The sequence below is a fragment of the Aromatoleum tolulyticum genome (genome assembly GCF_900156155.1).
Classification (GTDB): Bacteria; Pseudomonadota; Gammaproteobacteria; order Burkholderiales; family Rhodocyclaceae; genus Aromatoleum; species Aromatoleum tolulyticum.
In genome coordinates, this window is the sequence record NZ_FTMD01000001.1 from 253558 (window position 1) to 275850 (window position 22293).

Annotated in this window: 18 protein-coding genes and 1 pseudogene; 8 read left to right on the top strand and 11 right to left on the bottom strand. The window is 68.9% G+C overall.

Translation table 11 applies throughout. The annotated features are described in order from the left end of the window. Positions 1–16: 16 nt before the first annotated feature. A complete protein-coding gene (locus BW991_RS01155; protein WP_076600261.1) occupies positions 17–1441 on the top strand; it encodes a fused MFS/spermidine synthase in 1425 nt (474 codons plus the stop codon). 2 nt (positions 1442–1443) lie between these two features. Here BW991_RS01155 and BW991_RS01160 read toward each other — a convergent pair whose 3' ends face one another. The 4 genes and pseudogenes from BW991_RS01160 to BW991_RS01170 form a co-directional block, all read right to left on the bottom strand. Beyond that, entirely contained in the window at positions 1444–2652 is a 1209-nt protein-coding gene (locus BW991_RS01160; RefSeq protein ID WP_076600262.1) for a multidrug effflux MFS transporter, read from the bottom strand. A gap of 130 nt (positions 2653–2782) precedes the next feature. After that, positions 2783–2866 (bottom strand): annotated as a pseudogene (locus BW991_RS24305) (hypothetical protein); the annotation flags it as partial. Between the two features lie 28 nt (positions 2867–2894). Next, positions 2895–3119 (bottom strand): DUF2783 domain-containing protein, encoded by a 225-nt coding sequence (locus BW991_RS01165; RefSeq protein WP_076600263.1) that lies wholly within the window; start codon positions 3117–3119, stop codon positions 2895–2897. A gap of 12 nt (positions 3120–3131) precedes the next feature. Continuing rightward, entirely contained in the window at positions 3132–4820 is a 1689-nt protein-coding gene (locus tag BW991_RS01170) for an FAD-dependent oxidoreductase (RefSeq protein ID WP_076600264.1), read from the bottom strand. A gap of 225 nt (positions 4821–5045) precedes the next feature. Here BW991_RS01170 and BW991_RS01175 point away from each other — a divergent pair, with 225 nt between their 5' ends. Together BW991_RS01175 and BW991_RS01180 are read left to right on the top strand one after the other, a co-directional pair. Beyond that, positions 5046–5867 carry an IclR family transcriptional regulator gene (locus BW991_RS01175; RefSeq protein ID WP_076600265.1) on the top strand — a complete coding sequence of 274 codons (822 nt, stop codon included), beginning with the start codon at positions 5046–5048 and terminating at the stop codon, positions 5865–5867. Positions 5868–5898: 31 nt separating this feature from the next. Next, positions 5899–6639, top strand: coding sequence for an N-acetylmuramoyl-L-alanine amidase family protein (locus BW991_RS01180; RefSeq protein ID WP_076600525.1), 741 nt, complete (start codon positions 5899–5901; stop codon positions 6637–6639). A 13-nt stretch (positions 6640–6652) separates the two neighbouring features. Here BW991_RS01180 and BW991_RS01185 read toward each other — a convergent pair whose 3' ends face one another. From BW991_RS01185 to BW991_RS01210, 6 genes are all read right to left on the bottom strand, one after another. Further along, positions 6653–7291 (bottom strand): c-type cytochrome, encoded by a 639-nt coding sequence (locus BW991_RS01185; RefSeq protein ID WP_076600266.1) that lies wholly within the window; start codon positions 7289–7291, stop codon positions 6653–6655. A 127-nt stretch (positions 7292–7418) separates the two neighbouring features. Next, complete coding sequence (gene murB, locus BW991_RS01190) at positions 7419–8447, bottom strand: UDP-N-acetylmuramate dehydrogenase (protein ID WP_170879031.1); 1029 nt, start codon at positions 8445–8447, stop codon at positions 7419–7421. A gap of 7 nt (positions 8448–8454) precedes the next feature. Further along, positions 8455–8925, bottom strand: a complete 471-nt coding sequence (locus BW991_RS01195) for a PACE efflux transporter (protein ID WP_076600267.1) — start codon at positions 8923–8925, stop codon at positions 8455–8457. A gap of 85 nt (positions 8926–9010) precedes the next feature. After that, positions 9011–11143 carry a DUF6600 domain-containing protein gene (locus BW991_RS01200; RefSeq protein WP_076600268.1) on the bottom strand — a complete coding sequence of 711 codons (2133 nt, stop codon included), beginning with the start codon at positions 11141–11143 and terminating at the stop codon, positions 9011–9013. 133 nt (positions 11144–11276) lie between these two features. Beyond that, positions 11277–14486: a transglycosylase domain-containing protein gene (locus BW991_RS01205; protein WP_076600269.1), complete on the bottom strand. Its 3210-nt coding sequence runs from the start codon at positions 14484–14486 to the stop codon at positions 11277–11279. A gap of 120 nt (positions 14487–14606) precedes the next feature. Continuing rightward, on the bottom strand, positions 14607–16229 hold the full coding sequence (locus BW991_RS01210; protein ID WP_076600270.1) for a peptide chain release factor 3: 1623 nt from the start codon (positions 16227–16229) through the stop codon (positions 14607–14609). A 210-nt stretch (positions 16230–16439) separates the two neighbouring features. Between BW991_RS01210 and BW991_RS01215 the strand changes: the two genes are divergently transcribed. Further along, positions 16440–16706, top strand: a complete 267-nt coding sequence (locus tag BW991_RS01215) for a hypothetical protein (protein WP_076600271.1) — start codon at positions 16440–16442, stop codon at positions 16704–16706. A gap of 52 nt (positions 16707–16758) precedes the next feature. On the opposite strand, the gene BW991_RS01220 is transcribed toward BW991_RS01215, so the two are convergent. Next, a complete protein-coding gene (locus BW991_RS01220; RefSeq protein WP_076600272.1) occupies positions 16759–17520 on the bottom strand; it encodes a TerC family protein in 762 nt (253 codons plus the stop codon). 263 nt (positions 17521–17783) lie between these two features. Between BW991_RS01220 and BW991_RS01225 the strand changes: the two genes are divergently transcribed. From BW991_RS01225 to BW991_RS01240, 4 genes are all read left to right on the top strand, one after another. After that, the gene (locus BW991_RS01225; protein ID WP_076600273.1) at positions 17784–19817 is read left to right on the top strand and encodes a TonB-dependent receptor plug domain-containing protein; all 2034 of its coding nucleotides are present in this window, start codon (positions 17784–17786) and stop codon (positions 19815–19817) included. After that, positions 19814–20362: a DOMON-like domain-containing protein gene (locus tag BW991_RS01230; protein ID WP_076600274.1), complete on the top strand. Its 549-nt coding sequence runs from the start codon at positions 19814–19816 to the stop codon at positions 20360–20362. The genes BW991_RS01225 and BW991_RS01230 overlap by 4 nt, the downstream gene beginning before the upstream one ends. Before the next feature lie 25 nt (positions 20363–20387). Beyond that, positions 20388–21608, top strand: coding sequence for an exo-beta-N-acetylmuramidase NamZ family protein (locus tag BW991_RS01235; protein WP_076600275.1), 1221 nt, complete (start codon positions 20388–20390; stop codon positions 21606–21608). A gap of 355 nt (positions 21609–21963) precedes the next feature. Then, a complete protein-coding gene (locus BW991_RS01240) occupies positions 21964–22275 on the top strand; it encodes an EF-hand domain-containing protein (protein WP_076600276.1) in 312 nt (103 codons plus the stop codon). Positions 22276–22293 lie beyond the last annotated feature (18 nt).

A 22293-nucleotide genomic window follows, 5' to 3' on the forward strand; every position in this document is an offset into this window, starting at 1 on the left:
CACGGCGCACTCCCCGATGAGCGACGTCGTGAACGGGATTCCGCCCGCGCCACCCCCTCTTCCCTCGTCGGCGACACCGGCTGCCCTGCCCGGCCTGCTGCTGTTCGGCATGGTGTTCGTCGAGGGTTTCGCGTCCCTCGGGGCGGAGATCATCGCGCTGCGCCGCCTCGTGCCGCACCTGGGCAGCGCGATCACCGTCACGGCTCCGACGATCGGTTTCTTCCTCCTCGCGCTCGCGCTGGGCTATCAGGCGGGCGGTAAGGTCGAGCGCAATTTTCTCGCTCGCGTGCGCCTGAACTTTCTCGTCGCGGCGGCACTCACCGGAATCGGCCTGGCGGGTCCCGTCGTCGATGCGCTGTTCGAGCACGTGCGCCCGCTGCCGCTCGCTTACCTCCTCTTCATCGCCGGCGTGGTGTGCCCGATCGCATGGCTGCTCGGCCAGACCGTGCCCGTGCTGACGAACCTGCTGCGCCACGAACGGGCGGGCGCGCGCAGCGGCGCGGCGCTGTACTGGTCGACGCTGGGCTCATTCCTCGGATCCCTGTCGCTGTCACTCGGCGTGATGCAGTGGCTGGGCGTGTCCGCCGCGGTGCTGATGTGCGCCGGCGTCCTGCTCGTGCTCGTACCCTTCCTCGGCGACAAGGACCACCACGCCCTGCGGCGTCTGCCGCTGCCGGCGCTGGTGGCCCTCGTCGCGCTCGGGTGTAACGTGATCCTGCCGCAGCAGATCGAGACCGCCTACGCGACCTACCGCGTCGATCCGGTGACCGTGCCGGGCACGAAGGACGCGCGGGTGTTCCGCAGCAACAACTCCGCATCGTCGCTGATCGACGCGAGCGAGCCGCCGCGCTACGGGCACTACATCGAGCGTCTGCGCGCGATCCTGCTCGACGAGATGAACCTGCGCGGACGCCGCATCCTCGTGCTCGGGGGCGGCGGTTTCACGCTGTCGCACCGGGAGATGTCGAACGACTACGTGTACGTCGATATCGATCCTGCGATCCGGGAGATCGCCGAACGCGAGTTCCTGCGCGAGCGGATCCGCGGGCGCTTCGTCGCGACCGACGCGCGGCGCTTCGTCGCGGACACGACGGAGCGCTTCGACGCCATCGTCGTCGATGTGTACAGCGCGCTGACGAGCATCCCGGCCCATCTCGTGACGCGCGAGTTCTGGCGCGGCACCCGTACCGCCCTCGCGCCGGACGGCGTGATGCTCGCGAACCTGATCCTCGATCCGCGCCTCGCCACCCCGTACGCCCGCAACCTGCTCGCGACGATCCAGTCGGTGTACGGCCAGTGCGAGATCGAGGTGCTGTTCCACGACCTGCCGGAGAGCAACGTGCTGGTGCGCTGCTCCGCGGGCACCGGGCCCGTTGCGCCCGCCACGCCCTACAGCGACGAGCGCAACCGGGCGGACCTCGACATCCTGCGCGGACGCTGAGCTCAGGCCTCGCTGGCGCAGGGCTCGGGTTCGCCGCTCTTCACCCAGACGACATGGCTCGCGAGGGCCAGCAGCGCGCCGACGGCGATCACGAGCGCCATCGGGACGACCGAATCGGTGAGCGTGTGGCCGACGAAGACGCCTGCGAGCGCGGCAAGTCCCATCTGGGAGCAGCCCATCAGCGACGCGGCGGAGCCGGCCATGTGCGGGTACGGCGCCATCCCGATCGCCGCCGCATTGGGCATCACGAGGCCGATCGAGCAGGCCGAGAACCACATCGGCAACATCACCGCGATCGGATCGCGCGCCCCGGCGAGTGCCGGCCCCAGCATCGACAAACCGGCCGCAACGCCGAGCACGACGCCGTAACCCATCAGGCGCTCCGCGCCCAGCCTGCGCGACAGGCGGCCGGAAAGGGTGGTCCCCGTCATGTAACCCGACACGATCACGCCGAATGCAAAGCCCATCTGCTGTGGCGTGAAGCCGAACATGCCGATGAAGACGAAGGGCGAGCCCGAGATGAAGGCGAACAGGCCGGAATAGGCGAGCGCGTTGCACAACAGCACGCCCCGGTAGCGGGAGTTCTTCAGCAGCAGCGCGAAGTTCGCCCACATCTCCGCCGGACGGCCGGCCTGCGAGTTGAGATGGGGATTCGTCTCGCGCAGCAGATGCGCGATCGCGAGCAGCAACAGCGCGGAATACACGACAAGGAAGGCGAAGGTCGCGCGCCAGCCCGACCACACGGCGAGCCATCCACCCAGCACCGGTCCGACAAGAGGCGCCAGCGCCATCGCGGTGCCGACGTAGGACAGCATGCGTGCCGAATCATGCGGTCCGTAGATGTCGCGCACGACAGCGCGACCGAGCACGGGCCCGGCGCAGGCGCCCAGCGCCTGCAGGAAGCGCGCGGCGATCAGCGCCTCGATCGACGCCGCGAACACGCATGCGACCGATGCGACTACATACACCGCAACGCCGAACAGCAGCACCGGGCGGCGCCCGTAGCGGTCCGACAGCGGGCCGTAGACGAGCTGGCCGATCGCGAAGCCGAACAGGAACACGGACAGCGTGAGCTGGGCGTGCGCGACGTCCGTCGCCAGCCCCGATGTGATCGACGGCAGCGCGGGCAGGTAGAAGTCGGTCGACAACGGCCCCAGCGCGACGAGGGCGGTGACGAGGATTGCGAGCGGAAGGGACGGCACGGTATTCATGTTGCGGGCGGAGAAAACATACTACCCCGTATGGTAACGCCCATCACGCGCCACGCAGAATGACGATCATCAAATAATTTGCTTGCAATCAATGTAATTAATCATGAGGCGCGGCATCGGCACCGTCTCCGACGCTCTGGCAGCGTTCGAGGTCGCGGCTGACGAGCACCAGCGTGCCATCGCGGCCACCGTGCCTGAGCGTGGCGAGCTTCACGTGGACATCTCCTTGCAGCGTCCGTCGCTCAGACGCCTTCGCGCGCGACTTTCATCGCCTCGCGCAGCACCGAGATGTCGCCGATGTGGTTCGCGAGCAGCAGGATCAGGCGCGCGTTCGCCATTGCGCTCTGCTCGTCGCTGAGGTCGCGGTGCATGTCGATCAGCGCCTCGTAGAAGTCGTCGCCGGGGCTGAAGGCACGGAAGTAGCGCTTGCCGGGAGTGAAGAAGTTCGGGTCGGTGTTGAGGCTCATGGCGGCATTCCTTCAGGCGTTGCAGGTCGCGCGGGCGAGCGCGGCGCGCACCTTGGCGGCGTCGAGGCTGCGCCAGCGCGCAGCGACATGCTGGTCGGGGCGGATCAGGTAACACGTGCCCGGCTTGAGGTCGTAGCGCTCGCGGACGCGGCCTTTAACGTCGATCAGCGTGCCAAGGCCCGCGGGCGCCGTGCCGCGCTCGGCCACGACCAGGGTCTCGACCGGGATCGCGCCTGCGGCGAGCGCCGTGCAGGCGTCGGCGGTCGCGGCGTCGACGTCGCCCGCATCCGGCATGCAATACAGCAGCAGGAAGCGATTGCCGGCCGCCTGCAGCAGCCACTTCTCGCCGCGCGTACTGTCGACCGGGGCGTCGTCCATCGGCGCACCGGGCACCATGTTGCCGGCGAACACTTCCGTGTCGGGCGTGTTGAGGGGCGACTCGACGAGGACGCTCGGCACCGACAGCCGCCCCGAGTTCACCAGCGCACGGGCGAACGGGTAGTCCTTCGCCAGCCCCAGCACGGCGTTGCGGAAGGTCCTGCTGGTGGCGCTCTTGGGCGTGATGAAGTCGGTCGAGCGCGTCGAGTTCATGAGGTTCTCGTCGGCGGCGGCGACACGCTCCTCGGAATAGGTGTCGAGCAGCCGCGCGGGCGCCGTGCCGTCGAGCACGAGCTTGAGCTTCCACACCAGGTTGTCGGTGTCCTGGATGCCCGAATTCGCGCCGCGCGCGCCGAAGGGCGAGACCTGGTGCGCGGCGTCGCCGGTGAACAGCAGTCGTCCGTGGCGGAATTCGTGCATGCGCCGGCACTGGAAGGTGTAGACGCTGACCCATTCGAGCTCGAATTCCCTCTCCTCATTTGCGTGCCATCCCAGCATCGCCTTGATGCGCGGGATCACCTTTTCTGGCTGCTTCTCCTCTTCCGGATCGACGTTCCAGCCGAGCTGGAAGTCGATGCGCCACACGTTATCGGCCTGGCGATGCAGCAGCACCGACTGGTTCGGATGGAAGGGCGGGTCGAACCAGAACCAGCGCTCGGTCGGGTAATCCGCCTTCATCACGACGTCGGCGATCAGGAAGCGGTCCATGAAGATCTTGCCTTCGATGTCCAGTCCCATCATGTGGCGGATCGGGCTGCGCGCGCCATCGGCCACGACCAGCCAGTCGGTCTCGATCGAGTACGCGCCGTCGGCGGTCTCGACGCGCAACGCGACGCGATCGCCCTGGTCGCTGACCGCGATCACGTTGTTCTTCCAGCGCAGGTCGATCTCCGGCAGCGACTGCGCGCGCCGCACCAGGTATTCCTCGAGGTAGTACTGCTGCAGGTTGATCATGCCCGGGCGGTGGTGGTCGGGCTCCGGGCACAGGTTGAAGTTGAACACCTCCTGCTCGCGGAAGAAGGTGCGGCCGACGTTCCACGACACGCCCTTCGCCACCATCTCCTCGGCACAGCCGAGGCGGTCCATGATCTCGAGCGCACGCTTCGCGTAGCACACGCCGCGCGAACCGATCGACACGGTGTCGTCGTTGTCGAGCAGCACGACCGGCACGCCGTGGATCGCGAGGTCGATCGCCGCCGTGAGCCCGACGGGGCCGGCACCGACGACCACGACCGGATAGCGCCCCCCGCCCCCCTCTCGCCCCTCGGCGATCTCCGGCGGGCGCCGGTATTCGAACTTCGGGTATTGGTACGTGCTCAGCACGGGTGGCTCCTCCTGAGTTCAAATCGCTGACGGCGCCGCCTTCTGCGGGCGGGTCGCCGGCCTCCTGTTCATCTGCCCGGACACGGGCTCCCCGCCGGAGCCCCGGGGAAATTTAATCCTAGCCAACGATTTGTTTATCGTCAATTCGTTTGCTATCGTTGAATATCAATCGAAGAAGGCGATCCGCGCAACTGCTAAGATTCGCCCTCCATGGGAGACAAGAACTTGGACAACGAAACGCTCGCGCAGCGCCCGGACGAACGCGGCGGCAAGCAAGGCGGCGACCGGCGCGGCATCCAGTCGATCGAGGTCGGCGGCGCGCTGCTGCAGGCGCTGGTGCGCCAGGGCGCGCCGATGATCCTCAAGGAACTCGCGCGCGAGGCCGGCATGCCGCCGGCCAAGGCCCACCCCTACCTCGTGAGCTTCGGCAAGCTCGGCCTGATCGAGCAGGACCCGCTCACCGGCCGCTACGGACTGGGCGCCTTCGCGCTGCAGATGGGGCTGTCGGCGCTGCACGGCCTGAACCCGCTGCGCGTCGCGACCCCCGAGGCGGCACGGCTCTCCGACGAGATCCAGCAGAACGTCGCGATCGCCGTGTGGGGCAACCAGGGGCCGACCATTGTCAGCATCGAGGAATGCAGCCGCCAGGTGCACGTGAACATGCGCGTCGGCACCGTGATGGACCTCCTCACCTCCGCCACCGGCCGCACCTTCGCCGCCTTCCTGCCGGCGCGCACGACCTCGGCGCTGATCGAGGACGAGTTCGCGCACCTGTCGGCCAGCGGTGGCGCGATGACGCGCGCGGCACTCGAGTCGGATCTCGCCGAAGTACGCCGCGAACGCCTCGCCCGCGCCGTCGGTAAACCCATCCCCGGCATCAACGCTTTCACCGCGCCGGTCTTCGACCACACCGGCCACCTCGCGCTGGCGATTACCGCGATGGGCCCGGCCGCGAACTTCGACCCCGCGTGGGACGGACCGATGGCGACGAAACTGCGCGCATGCGCGCAGGCGATCTCGGCCCGGCTCGGCAACACGGACAGCTGACGGCGTGGGAGCGCGACGCCGACCGCCATCGCTGCTTCGACGCGCGGCCCGCACGACGCTGGGCCTGCTCCTCGCTCCCATCGCACTCCCCCACGCGATTGCCACCGACGAGGCTCCGCTTGTCGCCGTGGACGTCGGCCACACGCTGGACGCCCCGGGCGCGATCAGCGCGCGCGGCCGCACCGAGTTCGAGTTCAACCGCGCCCTCGCCGGACGCGTCGTTGCCGCGCTCGAACGACTCGGCCTGCGCGCCGAACTGATCAACGCCGACGGCCGCATCGAATCCCTGCAGGCGCGGCCGGAGCGCGCCGCGCAGGCGGTCTTCCTGATCTCGATCCACCACGACTCGGTCGGCGCGCAGTACCTCACGCCCTGGGAATGGCAGGGCATGGCGCTCGACTTCAGCGATCTGTGGTCGGGCCACTCGCTCTTCGTGTCGCGCCGCAATCCCGACATCGCCACCAGTCTGCTGTGCGCCTCGGCGATCGGCGCACGGCTGCAGCGCGCCGGCTTCGTACCGACGGAGAAGAACGGTCGCCGCCGCGAGTACGCCGACGCGCAGCATGCGATCCATTACTACGACAACCTCGTCGTGCTCTACCGCGCGCAGCAGCCGGCGGTGCTGTTCGAGGCCGGCGTGATCAAGCACCGCGACGAGGAATTGCTGCTGCGCGATCCGGAGCGTCAGCAGCGCATGGCCGAGGAGATCGCCACCGGCGTCGCCGCCTGCGTCACGGCTGGCGGCCTCGCGGGGTTACGGCGCGCCGAGTGAGGACGACGCGGGCCTACTTCAGGCTCGCGAGGTACTGCACGACGGACTCGACGTTCGCCTCGCCGAGCTGGCCGACGGCGGCGCTCATCTCGGCATTGGTGCGTTCGCCGCTGCGCGCGAGGTAGCGCTTGAGGCTCAGCCGCAGGTAGGTCGGCTGCTGGCCGGCGATGCGCGCGAAGGTCTCCGTGCCATGCCCGTCCGCCTGGTGACAGGACACGCACAGGCGCTTGTAATGACCCGCACCGGCAGTGGCGGCGGGCGGCGGCGGCGCGACGGCCGGCGTCGGCGGCTGACTCGCGTAGAACAGGGCGATGGCCGCCTTCTCGCGGTCGCCCAGGACCTTCATCAGCCCCTGCATGAACTCGTTGCGACGCTTTCCCGACAGGAAGGCGTCGATCTGGCCGACGATGTAGGCGGGATTCTGGCTGGCGAGATTGGGCACCTCGGGATAGCGGGCGATGCCCTTGTCGCCGTGGCAGTTCTTGCAGAAGAAGGCGGCCGCATCGCCTTCGCGCACGAGGGCTGCGTTGGTCGCGGAATCGGCCGCCGCCTTTCCGATCAGCTGCATCACCGCCTCGTTGCCGGCGAATGCCGTGCCGCTGCCGGTGCCGACCAGCAGCGCCGCGACGAGAGCCAGACGGCTCCGGATCATGTTCGTTTCCCCCGGGGAGAGTGGCGGGCCAAGCGGCTCGCGGTCATGCCGACGGCAAGACCGCCGCCGGACAAAACGCGCATTTGAGCATGGTTTCGCCCCCCGGTCCACGGGCGCCGGCGAACGCTCAGACGAAGACCGGTTCGGGCTCCAGCTGCACGCCGAAGCGCGCAAAGACGTCGTCCTGGATCGCCCGCGCGATGCGCTCGACATCGGCGCCGGTCGCGCCGCCGCGATTGACGAGCACCAGCGCCTGCTGCTCGTAGGCGCCGACGGGACCGAGGTCGCGCCCCTTCCAGCCGCTGCGGTCGATCAGCCAGCCGGCAGCGAGCTTGAAGCGCCCGTCGGGCTGCAGGTAGCGCGGCAGGTCGGGATGGACGGCGTCGAGACGCGCCAGCACTGCGGCATCGACGACCGGATTCTTGAAGAAGCTGCCGGCATTGCCGAGGCGCGCGGGGTCGGGCAGCTTGCGTTGGCGGATGGCGATGACGGCGTCCGACACGTCGAGCGCGGCAGGCTGCACGATGCCGCGTGCGGCGAGTTCGCGCGCGACATCAGCATAACCCGTGACCGGCAGCCAGCACTTGGGCAGGCGGAAGATGACGGAGGTGATCAGCACGCGGCCCGCGAGTTCCTGCTTGAACACGCTGTCGCGGTAGGCGAAGCGGCAGTCCGCCGGGCCGAGCCGCAACATCTCGCCGGTCTCCAGCGACACCGCCTGCAGGCAGTGGAAGCGCTCGGCCATCTCGAGTCCGTAGGCGCCGATGTTCTGCACCGGCGCGGCGCCGACGGTGCCGGGAATCAGCGACAGGTTCTCGAGGCCCGGCCAGCCCTGCGCAAGCGTCCAGCGCACGAAGTCGTGCCAGTTCTCGCCCGCGCCGGCCTCGACGTACCACGCGTCGGCGTCCTCGCCGACGAGGCGGCGCCCGGCAATCGCGACCTTGAGCACCAGCCCGGGGAAGTCGCGCGTGAGCACGAGATTGCTGCCGCCGCCCAGCACCAGGCGCGGCAGCGTCCATTCCGGGCTCGCGATCAGCGCGCCGACCTGTGCCACATCCTCGATCGTGGCGAACCGGGCCGCGCGCGCCGGCAGGCCGAAGGTATTGAAGGGGCGCAGGTCCGCATCGGACGCGATCGCGGGCATGACGGCGGTCATGGACAGCTCATTTCGCACGGACGAGTGCCTCGGTCGCGGTCGATTCGATGGGGAAGGCGCGGTCGTAGCCGAGGTTGAAGGCGAAGGCATAGATCACGTACGCGGTCGCGAGTCCGAGATCGGCGACCAGCGCCTCCAGCCAGCCCATGCCGGTCCACGCCATGATCACCGGCAGGGTCATCAGCAGCAGCCCGCCCTCGAAACCCAGCGCGTGCACGGCGCGCAGCGCGAACGGGCGGCGGTCGGCGGTGCGGCCGGTGCGGCGGCCTTCGATCCAGTCGAAGGCGGTGTTATAGACCGCGTTCCACAGCGCAGCCATCAGCGCCGTGACGGCGAGCAGGCTCAGCGAATCGCCCATCGGCACGCCGCTCAGCCACGCAAAGGGCGGGGTGATGAGCGCGAGGCCGCCGATTTCGAACAGGATCACCTGTCGGGCACGGTCCCGGACAGAGCGGAGTTTGGGGTGATGGACGGACAAGGAAGCAGGACTCGGAGGGGCGACCCGAGAAGATAGAACCTCGCCCCCCCAAAATCAACTGCTGCACTGCAACAGTGCGGTGGCGTCAGCGCCCGCCCTCGAACTGCCCGAAGGGCGGGCGGCGGCGCTGCTGCTGCTCTTCCTCGCCGCCGCGGCGGTTGTCCTGCTGCGGTTCGCGCTGCGCGCGCTGGCGCTCGGCCTGGCGCTGTTGCTGCTCGACCTGACGCTGTTGCTGTTCGGCCTGGCGCTGCTGCTGGATCTGCATCTGCCGCTGCTGCACCTCGCGCTCCCGCTGCTCCGTCTGCTGACGCAGCGCGTCGCGCCGGCGTTCCTGCTCCTGCGCCTGCATCGCCTGCTGGCGGCTGCGTTCTTCGCGCTGCTGCTCGATCTGCTGCCGGCGCGCCTCGCGCTCGCCCACCTCCTGCTGGCGCTGGGCTTCGAGCCGTTGCTGGCGTTCCTGCTGGCGCTGTTCGACTTCCTCGCGCTGGGTGCGGCGCGCCTCGTCGCGCCGCTGCTCCTGCTGTTCGCGCAGGACCGAGCGCTGACGCTGCTGTTCTTCCTGCTGCGCGGCCTCGCGACGACCCTGTTCCTCGCGTTCGCGCACGTTCTGCTGGCGCAGCGCCTCGAGCCGCTCCTGCCGCGTCGTCGCCTCGTCGCGCCGTTCCTGACGCAGTTGCTCGCGGCGCTGCTCCTGCTGCTCGCGCTGCAGTTGGTGCTGGCGCTGCTGTTCCTGCTCGCGTCCAACCCGCTCGTCGCGTTCGCGCGTCTGCTGCTGGCGCAGCGCCTCGGTGCGCTCCTGGCGGGACTCGAAGCGCAGGCGCTCGTCCTGGCGCTGATCGCGGACGGCCGGCTGGCGCTCGTCGCGGTCGCCGCGCTGTTGCATGAACTGGGCCGGCTGCACCGTACGCACGCGCGTACCATCGGAACGCACCACCTCACGCACCGGGAAGCCACGCCGCTCCCATTCGCGGAAGCGGTGATCGCGACGGCGCTCGACATCGAGCGCGACCGGCCTGGGCGCGCGCAGGATACGCTCCGACACCCGCGTCACCGCCTCGCTGCGGTCGCGGAACGCATAGCGCACCTGCCGCGGGGTCTTCACGACACGATCGATCTCGATCACGTTGGTGACGTGGGTGATGTTGACCTGGCGCACGTAGGTCGGGCTGTAACGGTAGTGCGGCACGTACACTTCACGCGGCGCGAGCGGGAACCAGCTGACGTTGGGCAGGCCGGAGGTGAAGGTGATGCTCACGCCCGGCGTGCCGATCCACCCGACCAGCGCCGGCGCATACACCGGACGCGCGATGTAGCGCCCCGGCACCCAGGCCCATACGCCGCGGATGCGCACCCAGCGGCCGTAGTGGAAGGGCGCGAAGCCCCACGGCGCATCGTCGACCCAGGTCCAGCCCCACGGCGCGATCGAGACCCAGCGGCCGTAGCGGTAGGGCGCCCAGCCATAGGGCACGTCGCGCGGGAACCACACCGGGCCGTAGTCGTCGTACTCGCGCCAGTCGCCGTAGTCGTAGAGATCCTCGGCACCGGTCATTTCGGGCGAAACATACTTGTTGCGCGCGATGCGGTCGTCGCGCTGGTCGCGCGCGAAGGACCACTCCATGAAGTTGTCCTCGTCGGGCTCGTCCCACTGGACGTCGGTCGGACCGTCGTTCCAGATCTGGGCGCGGCGCCCCTCGGTGACGCCGACGTGGCGGTCGTCGGTGCGGAAATCGATATGACCGCGGTGATTGCTCACCAGCGTTCCCGAATCGACGAAGTCGACACGGTACTGGCCGGGCGCGGCAGGCACGGCCACCCCGTCGCGCGTCTCGACCTCGATCGCGTCCTCGCGGTCGGAGCTGCGGATGCGCATGGCCACGCTGCCTTCCTTGAGGCGCACGCGGATGCGCTCGTCGTCGAGCCGCAGCACCTCGACCGAGGTGGCCTGGTCAAGGCGCAGCACGCTCGATCCGATGCGCAGTTCGGCGCGCGCGTCGGATTCGGTCGCGATCTCGTCGCCGGTCGTGACCGGCAGGTTCACGGCCGCGCTCGCCCAGTCACGGCTGCTGTCGCGGCGCAGGGCCACTTCGCCCTCGACGGCGGACAGCCGCCCCGCGCGCGACGGCGGGTCGGCCAGGACGGCGCCGCTCGCGCCCGTCAGGGCAAGCACCAGCGGCACGATGAACAGCAGTCGCAAAGCGTTCTTCAGATTGCGGACCATTTCGGTGTCACTCCGGACTAACCCCTCCCGGGGCGGGCAGATCCGGCGCGCCTCGCGTCCTCCGCAACCGCACCGGGATCCTGAGTATTCAACGGCCATGGAGCGCCGTTGCCGACGCCCCACACAAATCCTTTCAATTTTGCGGCCGTGCGCGCTCCGCCTCGCCCTGCCCTTCCGGCGCCGGTACCAGAGGACGGACCTCGCCGGTGGCCATGCCCGCATCGGCGTTGCCGCGCGCCGGCTCCTCCACGGACGCGTCCGCATCGCGCGCGGCCTCGGTCGGGGGCACGTGCGCCGGCTCGGGCTCGGCGACGGTCTGGCTCAGGTAGGGCAGCAGCGTCGGCGCCATCGACTTGAGGATCTGCACCGGCAGACCCGACGTGAATTTGAACGATGCGGCGTCCGCTCCGATCACGTACGCGGTCAGGGTGCCGAAGTGGCGCGGTCCGAGGTAGAAGACGAAGGTCGCGGTGCGGTTCATTGCCACCCCCCCCTTCAACTGTCCGCGCGCGCCCGAGATCACGATGCGGTTGTCGCCGGTGCCGGTCTTGCCGCCGACCACGAGCGGCGTGCCGTCGGGCGCGGTGAAGGCACCGGAGAGCCGGCGTGCGGTGCCGCCCTCGACGACTTCGGACAGGGCGCCGCGCAGCGCCGCCGCGACCTCGGAAGACATCACGCGTTCCCCCTCGCTTGGCCGGCGCGCGAACACCGTCTCGTACGGCGTGTCCGGCGCGAAGTGCAGGCGGTCGATGCGCGCGCTCGGCAGGCGCACGCCGTCGTTGACGATGATGCCCATCAGCTCGGCCAGCGCCGCGGGGCGGTCGCCGGCGCTGCCCAGAGCCGTCGCGAGCGAGGGCACGAGGCGGTTGAACGGATAGCCCAGGCGCACCCAGCGGCGGTGGATGTCGAGGAAGGCTTCGACTTCGAGGATCGTGTAGATGCGCGTGTCCTGGGCGCCCTTGTAGCGGGTGCGGAACAGCCAGCGGTACACGGCCTGGCGCTCGGCCTTGCTCGCCGCGACCGCCTCGTCGAAGCTCGCCTCGGGATGGGTCGCGAGGTAGCCGGCAAGCCACAGTTCCAGCGGATGCACACGCGCGATGAATCCCTGGTCGGGCAGGTCGAAGGAGCCTGGCGCATAGCGCTTGTACAACGCACCCAGCCGCTCTTCGCCGAGCTCGGCGGCCGGCAGGCGCTCCGCCACGAAGGCCGAGAAGGTCTTCAGGTCGGCCTCCGGGTTGAGGTAGCGGTAGGTCGCCGCGAGGCGGTCGGCGCTCGGGCGCAGGCCGTCCATGAAGGTCGCGCGGATCTTCTCCGGGCTCTGCCCCTTGTACTTGCGCCAGAAGCGCCGCATGAAGACCTGCGCCTCGCGGTCGGCGAACTTGGCGAGATATTCGCTGCGGCGCGGATCGTCGTCGTCCTGCAGCAGCTTCGCGGTACTGCCGGGCACCTGGTACATCGTGTGGCGCACGATGTCGCGCATCAGGCGCACGAAGGGCAGGTTGATCGAGGCCTGCAGCGCCTGGCGGATCGTCGGCACACGGCTGTCGTCTTCCTTGCGGAAGTTGTTGAAGGTGTGCAACCCGCCGCCGGTGAAGAAGGCCTCGCCCGGACCGGCCGAATAGTTGCGCTCCAGCGCCGCTTCGAGCATCGCCGCCAGGTTGCGGTCGGCCGTGCGGATCAGGTAGTCGATCGCCCAGCGCGTGATCGCGTCGTGGCGGTCGACCTGGACCGCGCGCAGTTCTGCCACGGACTGCGCCGCGTGGCGCTGGTGCAGCTCGGCGACGATTTCGAGGTAGGTCGCGAGCACGCGCAGCTTGGCCGTGGAGCCGAGCTCGAGCTTGCTGCCCTCGTTGATGTCGAGCGGCTGGTCGGTGGTGTCGGTCTGCACGCGCACGCGGTTGCCGCCCGGGGTGCGCTCGAACAGCGTGAAGCTGTAATGCACCTTGTCGAGCTGCGCCGGGGTGAGCAGGCGCTCGCCGATGACGCCGGCGTTGCGGCCGAACTCGGGCTCGGCGAGGCGCAGCAGGTATTCCGTGACGACCTCCTGCAGCTTGCCGTCGAGCGTCGTCGAGGCCCGCAGGTCGAGGCGGTCGAGGTCGTAGAGCGACACGTCGAGCATGCCCGCGATGCGCGTGCGCACGAGCGTCGAGCCCTTGTCGGCCGGCACCGGCACGCGCGCGGGGTCGACCGCGGGGTCGCGGAACACGAGCTTCGCCTTGAGGCCCGCATCGCGCAGGCCCGGCCCGATCAGCCCGCCTTCGGAGAGGATGCGCAGGTGCGCGTCGGCGAGCTTGGCGAGGTCGTCGCGGCCCCGGCCCAGATAGTGCGAGGGGCGGCGGTGCGCGATCATCAGCGCGAGCACCTGGCGCAGCGCGAGCCCCTGCTCGGCGAGCTCGTCGCCGCTCGCCTCGTCCTTCGCGAGCAATTGGTTCACGCGCGCGAAATCGGCGCCGAACCACACCCACAGGCCATCGCCCAGGCCATGCACCTCGCCATACACGGGCGCGGCCGACAGCGGCACGGTGTTGAGGTAGTCGAGCACCAGTTCGCGCCGCGCGGGCAGCGTTTCCGCACCGTCGCGGTAGGCGCGCACGCTCGCGGACACCATCTGGCGCAGCTTCTCCTGCGGCGAGTGGGTGACGCCGTCGGGCGAGTGGCGGTACTTCTCGATCTGCGTCGCGAGGGTGCTGCCGCCGGGGGTGTTGAGGTCCTCGTCGACGACCTTCGCGAGCTGGGCGACGATCGCGCGGCCGAAGCGCGCCCAGTCCACGGCCGGATTCATGTGCGGCCGCTCGGGATCCAGCAGGTCGCGGTTCTCGATGAACAGCAGTCCCTGCACGATACGCGGGGGGATGCTGTCGAACGCGTCGTAATGGCGGATGGGGTAGCGCGTCGCGTACAGCGATTCGTCGCGCGCATCGCTCACCGCCAGACCGGTGTGCGTCTTTTCGCGGTACGGCGGGAAATAGCCGCGGCCGGCGTAGTCGAGCAGCGCGTCGGAGAACCGCGTCTGGCGTTCGATCGCGTAACCGCGCGCGGCGAGGCGCTCGGAGAAGTCCCTGAGCTGCGTGTAGCCCAGACGCTGGTCGAAGGGGCCGTGCTCGGGGAAGCGGATCGCCTCGCTCGGGCCGGGCTGCAGCGCGAAGGAGAGCTTCGCCGCGTAGCGCGGGATCTCGCGCGACTGCAGCCAGGAAGTTTCGCTTTCGTAATACGCCGCGACGCCGCCGACGATGATCGCCAGGACACACAGCCAGAACAGCGAGCGCCGCAGCACCCTGAACCACCCTCGCCGTTCCGGCTTCTTGTTGCTGGTGTTACCTGACACGTTGGCGCCCGAGTGCATGTGATGCGGAGATTATCCAGCATCGGCACGCCATCCAGATACCCGTGTTGCGTGAAGGAAACAGCTGCGTCGTGCTGCGGCGCAGCATTTCCTGCGCAATTCCGGGGATGCCTCCTCCGTTCAGGCCAGCACCTGACCGTGCTCGCGCGTCGCGTGGAAGCCGACCTTGGGCCACTTCTCCATCGTCACTTCGAGGTTGTAACGGCTGGAGGCGAGATACACGGGGTTGCCGTCCACGTCCTTGCCGATGCGCATCGACTGCTCGCGCTCGAAGTTGCGCCGCGTGAGCTCGTCGGGGAAGGTGAGCCAGCGTGCGGTGTGGATGTCCGCGGACTCGAAGATCGCGTCGACCTTGTACTCGTCCTTCAGGCGCTGCGCGACGACCTCGAACTGCAGCTGGCCGACGGCGCCGAGCAGCATGTTGCCGCCTTCCTGCTCGAACACCTGGATCGCGCCCTCCTCGCCGAGTTCCTGCAGGCCCTTCTGCAGCTGCTTGGACTTGAGCGGGTCGCGCAGGCGCGCGGCGCTGAAGAGTTCCGGCGAGAAGTACGGGATGCCCTTGTAGCCGAGGTTCTCGCCTTCGGTGAGGGTGTCGCCGATGTGCAGCTGGCCGTGGTTGTGGATGCCGATGATGTCGCCGGCGACGCCGTCTTCCATCAGCACCCGCTCGTTGGCCATGAAGGTCAGCGCGTTGGCGAGCTTCATTTCGCGCCCCATGCGCACGTGCCTGACCTTCATCCCCGAGGTGTAGCGCCCGGAGCAGATGCGGAAGAAGGCGATGCGGTCGCGGTGCTTGGGGTCCATGTTCGCCTGGATCTTGAACACGAAGCCGGTGAAGGGGGCCTCGGCAGGCTGCACCAGGCGGGTGTCGGCGTCATTCACGCCGGCCACCCGTGGCTGCGGCGGCGGCGCCCAGTCGAGCAGCGCCTGCAGGATCTCCTGCACGCCGAAGTTGTTGATACCGGAACCGAAGAACACCGGCGTCTGCTTGCCGGCGAGGAAGTCGCCGAGCGAGAACGGGCTCGATGCGCCCTGGATCAGCTCGACATCCTCGCGCAACTTGCCGACTTCGAGCGGGAACAGCTCGTCGAGCTGGGCGTTCGCGATGCCCTTGATGAGCTCGCCCTCGCTGCGCTTTTCCTCGCCCGCGGTGAAGCGCAACACGCGGTCCTCGAGCAGGTGGTACACGCCGCGGAAGGTCTTGCCCATGCCGATCGGCCAGGTGATCGGCGCGCAGTCGATCTTCAGCACCTCCTCGATCTCCTGCAGCAGGTCGAAGGTCTCGCGCACCTCGCGGTCCATCTTGTTCACGAAGGTGATGATCGGGGTGTTGCGCAGCCGGCACACCTCGAGCAGCTTGATCGTCTGCGCCTCGACGCCCTTGGCGGCGTCGATGACCATCACCGCGGCATCGACGGCAGTGAGCACGCGGTAGGTGTCTTCCGAGAAGTCCTGGTGGCCCGGCGTGTCGAGCAGGTTGATGGTGTGATCCTGGTACTCGAACTGCATCACCGAGCTGGTCACCGAGATGCCGCGCTGCTTCTCGACCTCCATCCAGTCGGAGGTCGCATGGCGTGCGCTCTTCCTCGCCTTGACGGTGCCGGCGAGCTGGATCGCGCCGCCGAACAGCAGCAGCTTCTCGGTCAGCGTGGTCTTGCCCGCGTCGGGGTGGGAGATGATGCCGAAGGTGCGGCGTTTCGCGACGTCGCGCAGCAGTTCGGGCGGATAGGGGATGTCGGCCATGGATCGGATCGCAAAAAAACAAAGCCGCCGGCCGGAATCGGCGAGGCGGAGACAAACGCAATTCTATCAAGGAATTAGGGCTGTCCGCTGGGAAACGGGCGGAAAGCGTGGAAATCCCGCGCAGCAGCGCGCGCGCAGCGCCAGTCGCGGCGTGCCGACGTCAAAATCTGCGATGATGCGCGCCTCGTCCCTTCGCATCCGTGCACGACCATGCCCAAAGCCGCCCCCACGCTCCGCCAGCGCAAGATCTTCGCCCTCACCCGCATCCTCGGCGGCCTCGTCGCCGCCTGCTACCTCGGCTACGTCGTGATCGCGAATCTTGCGGGCGGCGTGCCCTTCGATAGCAAGCTGATGTTCACGGCGCTGGTGGCGGCAGCAGGATTCGGCTATGCGGCGTGGTATCTGCGCGACCTCTCGGCGGTCGCGCACGAGGAGCGCGAGCAGGGCGTAAACGGCAACGGCGGCGCGAAGGGCTGAGCCTCCGCGCCGCCGTCGACACGCCGGGCTTCCCCGGCGCGACCGGCCCGCGTCAGCGTGCCGGCTGCTTCTCCGCAACGTAGGGTTCGTGCAGCACCACCGGATGGGCCGCACGCTTGCGCATGCGGATGTTGAGCATCTCGACGACCACCGAGAAGGCCATCGCCGAATAGATGTAGCCCTTCGGCACGTGATGACCGAAGCCTTCGGCGATCAGCACGACACCGACCACCATCAGGAAGGACAGCGCCAGCATCTTCACGGTCGGGTGCTCCGACACGAAGTTGCCGATCGGCGCCGACGCCACCATCATCAGGCCGACCGACGCGACCACCGCGGCCATCATCACGGTCAGGTTGCTCACCATGCCGATCGCGGTAATGATCGAATCGAGCGAGAACACCAGGTCGATGACGATGATCTGCATGATCACGGCAGTGAAGGTTGCCTTGACGGCCGAGGACGCCTCGCCCTCCTCGCCTTCCATCAGCTGATGGATCTCCCCGGTGCTCTTCCACACAAGGAACAGGCCACCGCCGAGCAGGATCAGGTCGCGCGCCGAAAAGCCATGACCGAACAGTTCGAACAGCGCCTGGTTGAGGCCGGCGAGCCACGCGAGGATGGAGAGCAGCGCAAGGCGCATGAACATCGCGAGGAACAGGCCAAGGCGACGCGCAAACGCACGGCGTTCCGGCGGCAACTTGTCGACAAGGATCGAGATGAAGATGATGTTGTCGATGCCCAGCACCAGCTCGAGCGCGGTGAGGGTCAGGAAGGCGAAGATGAGTTGCGGGTCGGTGAGGAATTCGATCATGGCGGACCAGAAAATGGAGAATCCCGCTTATATAGCATGCCGCCGGCAAGAAGCGCGAATTGCGGAACCGCAGCACAGGTTCCGCAATTCCTGATTGACGGGGCCGGCTCCCGGCCTGCCCGCCATGCACGCCTGCGTTAAGGACCATGACACGCCCGCGCACGCCGACATAATCATCGGAAATGCCCGGGCTATCACCATGGAGGTAGGGAACAGGGTATGCTTGCGGGTTTATCATCCGCCGCGCCTGGACCGAGATTCAGTTGGCAGCCTACCCGATCCGCCCCTTCCGCCTGCACCTGGCGCTCGCACTGATTGCGAGCGTCGCGATTCCCGCATCCGCCGCGGAATCGCCCTATTTCGAGGAGTTGCCGCTGGTGCTGAGCGCGACCCGCCTGCCCCAGCCCCGGCATGAGGTGCCCGGCGCGGTGACGGTGATCGACCGCGAGCTGATCGCCGCGACCGGCTACCGCGATCTGGCGCGCGTGCTGCGGCTCGTGCCCGGGATGCAGATCGGGCAGGAACGCGGGCACGCCCAGTGGGTGACCTACCACGGATTATCGAGCGATTATCCGACCGAAATGCAGGTGCTGATCGACGGCCGCTCGGTGATCAACGGCAGCGCCTTCGGCGGTATCGACTGGACCGGGCTGCCCCTCACTCTCGACGAGATCGACCGCATCGAGGTGGTGCGCGGGACGAATGCGAGCAGTTTCGGCGCCAACGCCTTCCTCGGCGTCATCAACATCATCACCCGCCACAGTGTCGAGGACCCCGGACTGCGGGTGGACCTGCGCGCGGGCGACGACCGCATCCGCGACGCGACATTCACCTGGAGCGGCGGCGGAGACCCGCTGACCCTGCGCGTGAACGCGGCGACGCAGCGGGACGAAGGCTTCGACGGCCTGCACGACACCCGCCGCACCGACACCTTCTCGCTCCGGGGCGACCTGCAGATCGACGCCCAGGACTCGCTGCTGCTGCGGGTCGCGAGCAACAGTGGCGCGCGCGGCGAAGGCTATGCGGGGTCCGTGTTCAACAACAACGGCACGCGCCACAGCAGGAACCACAGCCACAACATCCACCTGCAGTGGCAGCACAACGATTCCGCGAACGCGGAGTGGCTGCTCAACTACTACCGCAATCACGAACGCGTGCGCGACGAATGGTTCGCGGGCGCACCGATGTTCCCGGCGGTGCCGCTCGACCGCAACCGCGACAGCGTGCGCGACAGCGTGGGGATCCAGCGGCGCAGCGCACCCGCTCGGGACCTGCAGCTGGTGTGGGGACTGGAGGCCCAGCGCGATGATGTCGATGCGCCCTTCCTCTACTTCGGCGACAACCCCGACCCGCAGTACCTGTACCGCGGATCGGGCAACGTCGAGTGGCGCGCGCTGGAGGACGTGACGCTGAACCTGGGGGGTGCCGTGGAGCGGTATTCCGGCGGCAAGACCCACCTCAGCCCGCGCGCCTTCGCCAACTGGCAGGCGGCCCCCGGACACACGCTGCGCGCCGGCTATTCCCGCGGCCTGCGCCAGAACAACGTGTTCGCGCGCTACGCCGACATCCGCGCGATCGACCCGGCGAGCGGCCAGGTGCTGGTCCGCCCCTATCTGCCCAATCCCGACCTCGAACAGACGCGCGTCGGCGCCCGCGAAGTCGGCTATCTGGGCCGCTTCGAGACCTGGAACACGACGCTGGACGTCCGGGTATTCGAGGAGGACATCCACGACTTCGTCGTGCGCGTGCCCCGGCCGGACCCCGTGCCGGCGCCTCTGCTGTCGTCCTTCCTCGGCTCCACCCGCTACGAGAACCTCGACTCCGCGGTGCGCCTGCGCGGCATCGAATACGAGCTGTCGACGCGCCCCCGGCCGGGCACCGAGCTGCGCGTCGCGCACGCCATCCTCGACCGCAACAGCAGCCACCCCGGCATCGAGGACCGCAGCGCCCCCTACTCCGCGGCGGTGAGCTGGCTCCAGGACTGGGGCGGCGGCTGGAGGAGCATGATCAGCGTCATGCGCATGGGCCCGCTTGCCGGCGGCGACGGCTACGTGCCGCGCTATCGCTTCGTCGCCCGGCCCTACACGACGGGGGACGCGAACATCACCTACACGACCACCGTCGCCGGGCATACCGTGCAGTGGGGCCTCACCGCCCAGAACATCGGGCCCCGCCATCAGGAATTCGCCGACCGCAGCCAGCAGGCCGCAAGCGGCTCGAACGACCCGGTGAACGAGGTATGCCCGGTCGCCTACCTCTCGCTCAGCATCGCGCTGGAGCGCGGCAAACACCCGTGACCGCGTCAGCGACCGCGCTGCTTCGTCCTTTCCCGGCGAGCCGGCCCTGCCCCATCGATTCGGTCGCGGTGCGCGTCTGCCGCGAGGACGGAGGCGGGCTGCGGCTGCGTTTCGAGCTCGTGGGGAACGTCCAGCGGGTGGCGGTCCCCGGCCCGCGCGCCGCGCGGATGGCGGACGGTCTGTGGGCGCACACCTGCTGCGAGGCTTTCATCGGCCTCCCCGGCAGCCCGGCCTACCGCGAGTTCAACTTCTCGCCCTCGGGCGAATGGGCGATCTACGACTTCGACGCCTACCGCCAGCGAAGCGCGGCGGGAATCGTCCCGCCCGCCCCCCTCATCGCGTCAAGGCTCGAAGCGGACCGGCTCGTGCTCGACGCCACGCTCGACGCGGCGACCGTTCCGCGGGGCTCGCCGCTCGAGCTCGGCGTCACGACGGTCGTCGAAGCGGCCGACGGCACGCTATCCTATTGGGCCCTGCACCACCCCGGTGCCCGCCCCGATTTCCACCTCCGCGACGCCTTCACGCTGACGCTGGCTCGGCCCTGAGTACGTCGGAAACCATCAGGACATCATGACCGCTTCCATCCGGTTCGGCCTCGACCGCCTGCTCGCAGACCCCGCGCTGCGCCGCCCGCTCGCCGGCCGCCGCGTCGCCCTGCTCGCCCATCCCGCTTCAGTCACGCGCACGCTCACGCATTCGCTCGACGCGCTCGGAGCGCTGCCCGACATCACGCTCAGCGCCGCCTTCGGCCCGCAGCACGGCCTGCGCGGCGACAAGCAGGACAACATGGTCGAGTCGCCCGACTTCATCGACCCGGCGCACGGCATCCCGGTGTTCAGCCTGTACGGCGAGGTGCGCCGGCCGACCGACGCGATGATGGACACCTTCGACGTGCTGCTGGTCGACCTGCAAGACCTCGGCTGCCGCATCTACACCTTCATCACGACGCTGCGCTACGTGCTCGAAGCCGCCGCCCGGCATCGCAAGGCGGTGTGGGTGCTGGACCGCCCGAACCCCGCCGGGCGACCGGTCGAGGGCCTGCTGCTGCGCCCCGGCGGGGAAAGCTTCGTCGGCGCCGGACCGCTGCCGATGCGGCACGGCCTGACGATGGGCGAGCTCGCACGCTGGTTCGTCGCGACCCTGAAGCTCGACGTCGACTGCCAGGTCGTGACGATGGACGGCTGGCAGCCGGACGCGGCACCCGGCTACGGCTGGCCGCTGGGCGAACGCAGCTGGGTCAATCCCAGCCCCAACGCCCCCAACCTGTCGATGGCGCGCGCCTATGCCGGCACCGTGATGCTGGAAGGCACGACGCTGTCGGAAGGCCGCGGCACGACGCGTCCGCTGGAGCTCTTCGGCGCCCCCGACATCGACGCGCGCGCGATGCGCGCGGAGATGCAGCGCCTCGCCCCGCACTGGCTCGCCGGCTGCGTGCTGCGCGAGTGCTGGTTCGAACCGACCTTCCACAAGCACGCCGGCAGGCTGTGCAGCGGCCTGCAGATCCACGTCGAGGATCCGGCGCATTACGACCACGCCGCCTTCCGTCCGTGGCGCCTGCAGGCGCTCGCGTTCAAGGCGCTGCGCGGCCTGCAGCCGGACTACCCGCTGTGGCGCGACTTCCCCTACGAGTACGAGCACGACCGCCTCGCGATCGACCTCATCAACGGCAGCGAGCTGTTGCGCCGCTGGGTGGACGATCCGGCCGCGACCCCGGCCGACCTCGACGCCCTCACCATCCCCGACGAGTCCGACTGGTCCGCGGCGCGCGAACCCTTCCTGCTGTATCGCTGAACGGCGCAACGCGGCGACACGCCCCCGGATCGCCGCGCCGCAACATCCGGTAGCCGGGGCGGCGCGCGCCACTTTGTAACTTCCTCCGGCACCCTCCGCGCCGCAGCGCAACAGATCCCCACCCCCATCGCCAGCCGGCGACAGCGCAAAAGCCGCGCCACACACGGCTTTCGGCGCGCAGGCCGGCCGTGCCGTCGCCTCGTGGCGACGGTTTTGCGCCCACGCGCACCTGCGTGACCATGCCAATGGCTTCAACACGTTGATACAAAACATTTTTCCATGACTGGCCCGCGGCTTGCAGAGTGGCGGCGGTCTTCTGCGTTCCCCGCAGGATCCACCAGGATGGAGAAACAACGTGCTAAGCAAACGCCTGATCTGCGCCACGCTCGCGCTGAGCGTGCTGGCCCCGCTGGTCGCCGCCGCCGCCGGGGCCTTCACGCCCGTCGCCCTCGATTCCCAGTCGCAGCGCGCCACGGAACCGGAGCCGGACGCGAACTACGTCTTCGGCCTGCTCGACCGCAACAGCGACAGCCGCATCGACAGCGACGAAGCGCGCGCCTCGGCGCCGCTGGTGAAGTACTTCGGCGACATCGACACCGATTCCGACGGCAAGATCAGCCGCACCGAATGGGTGGCCTATTTCCAGCACATGGATCCGCGCACCTGAGGTCTGCGCCCGCCCCCT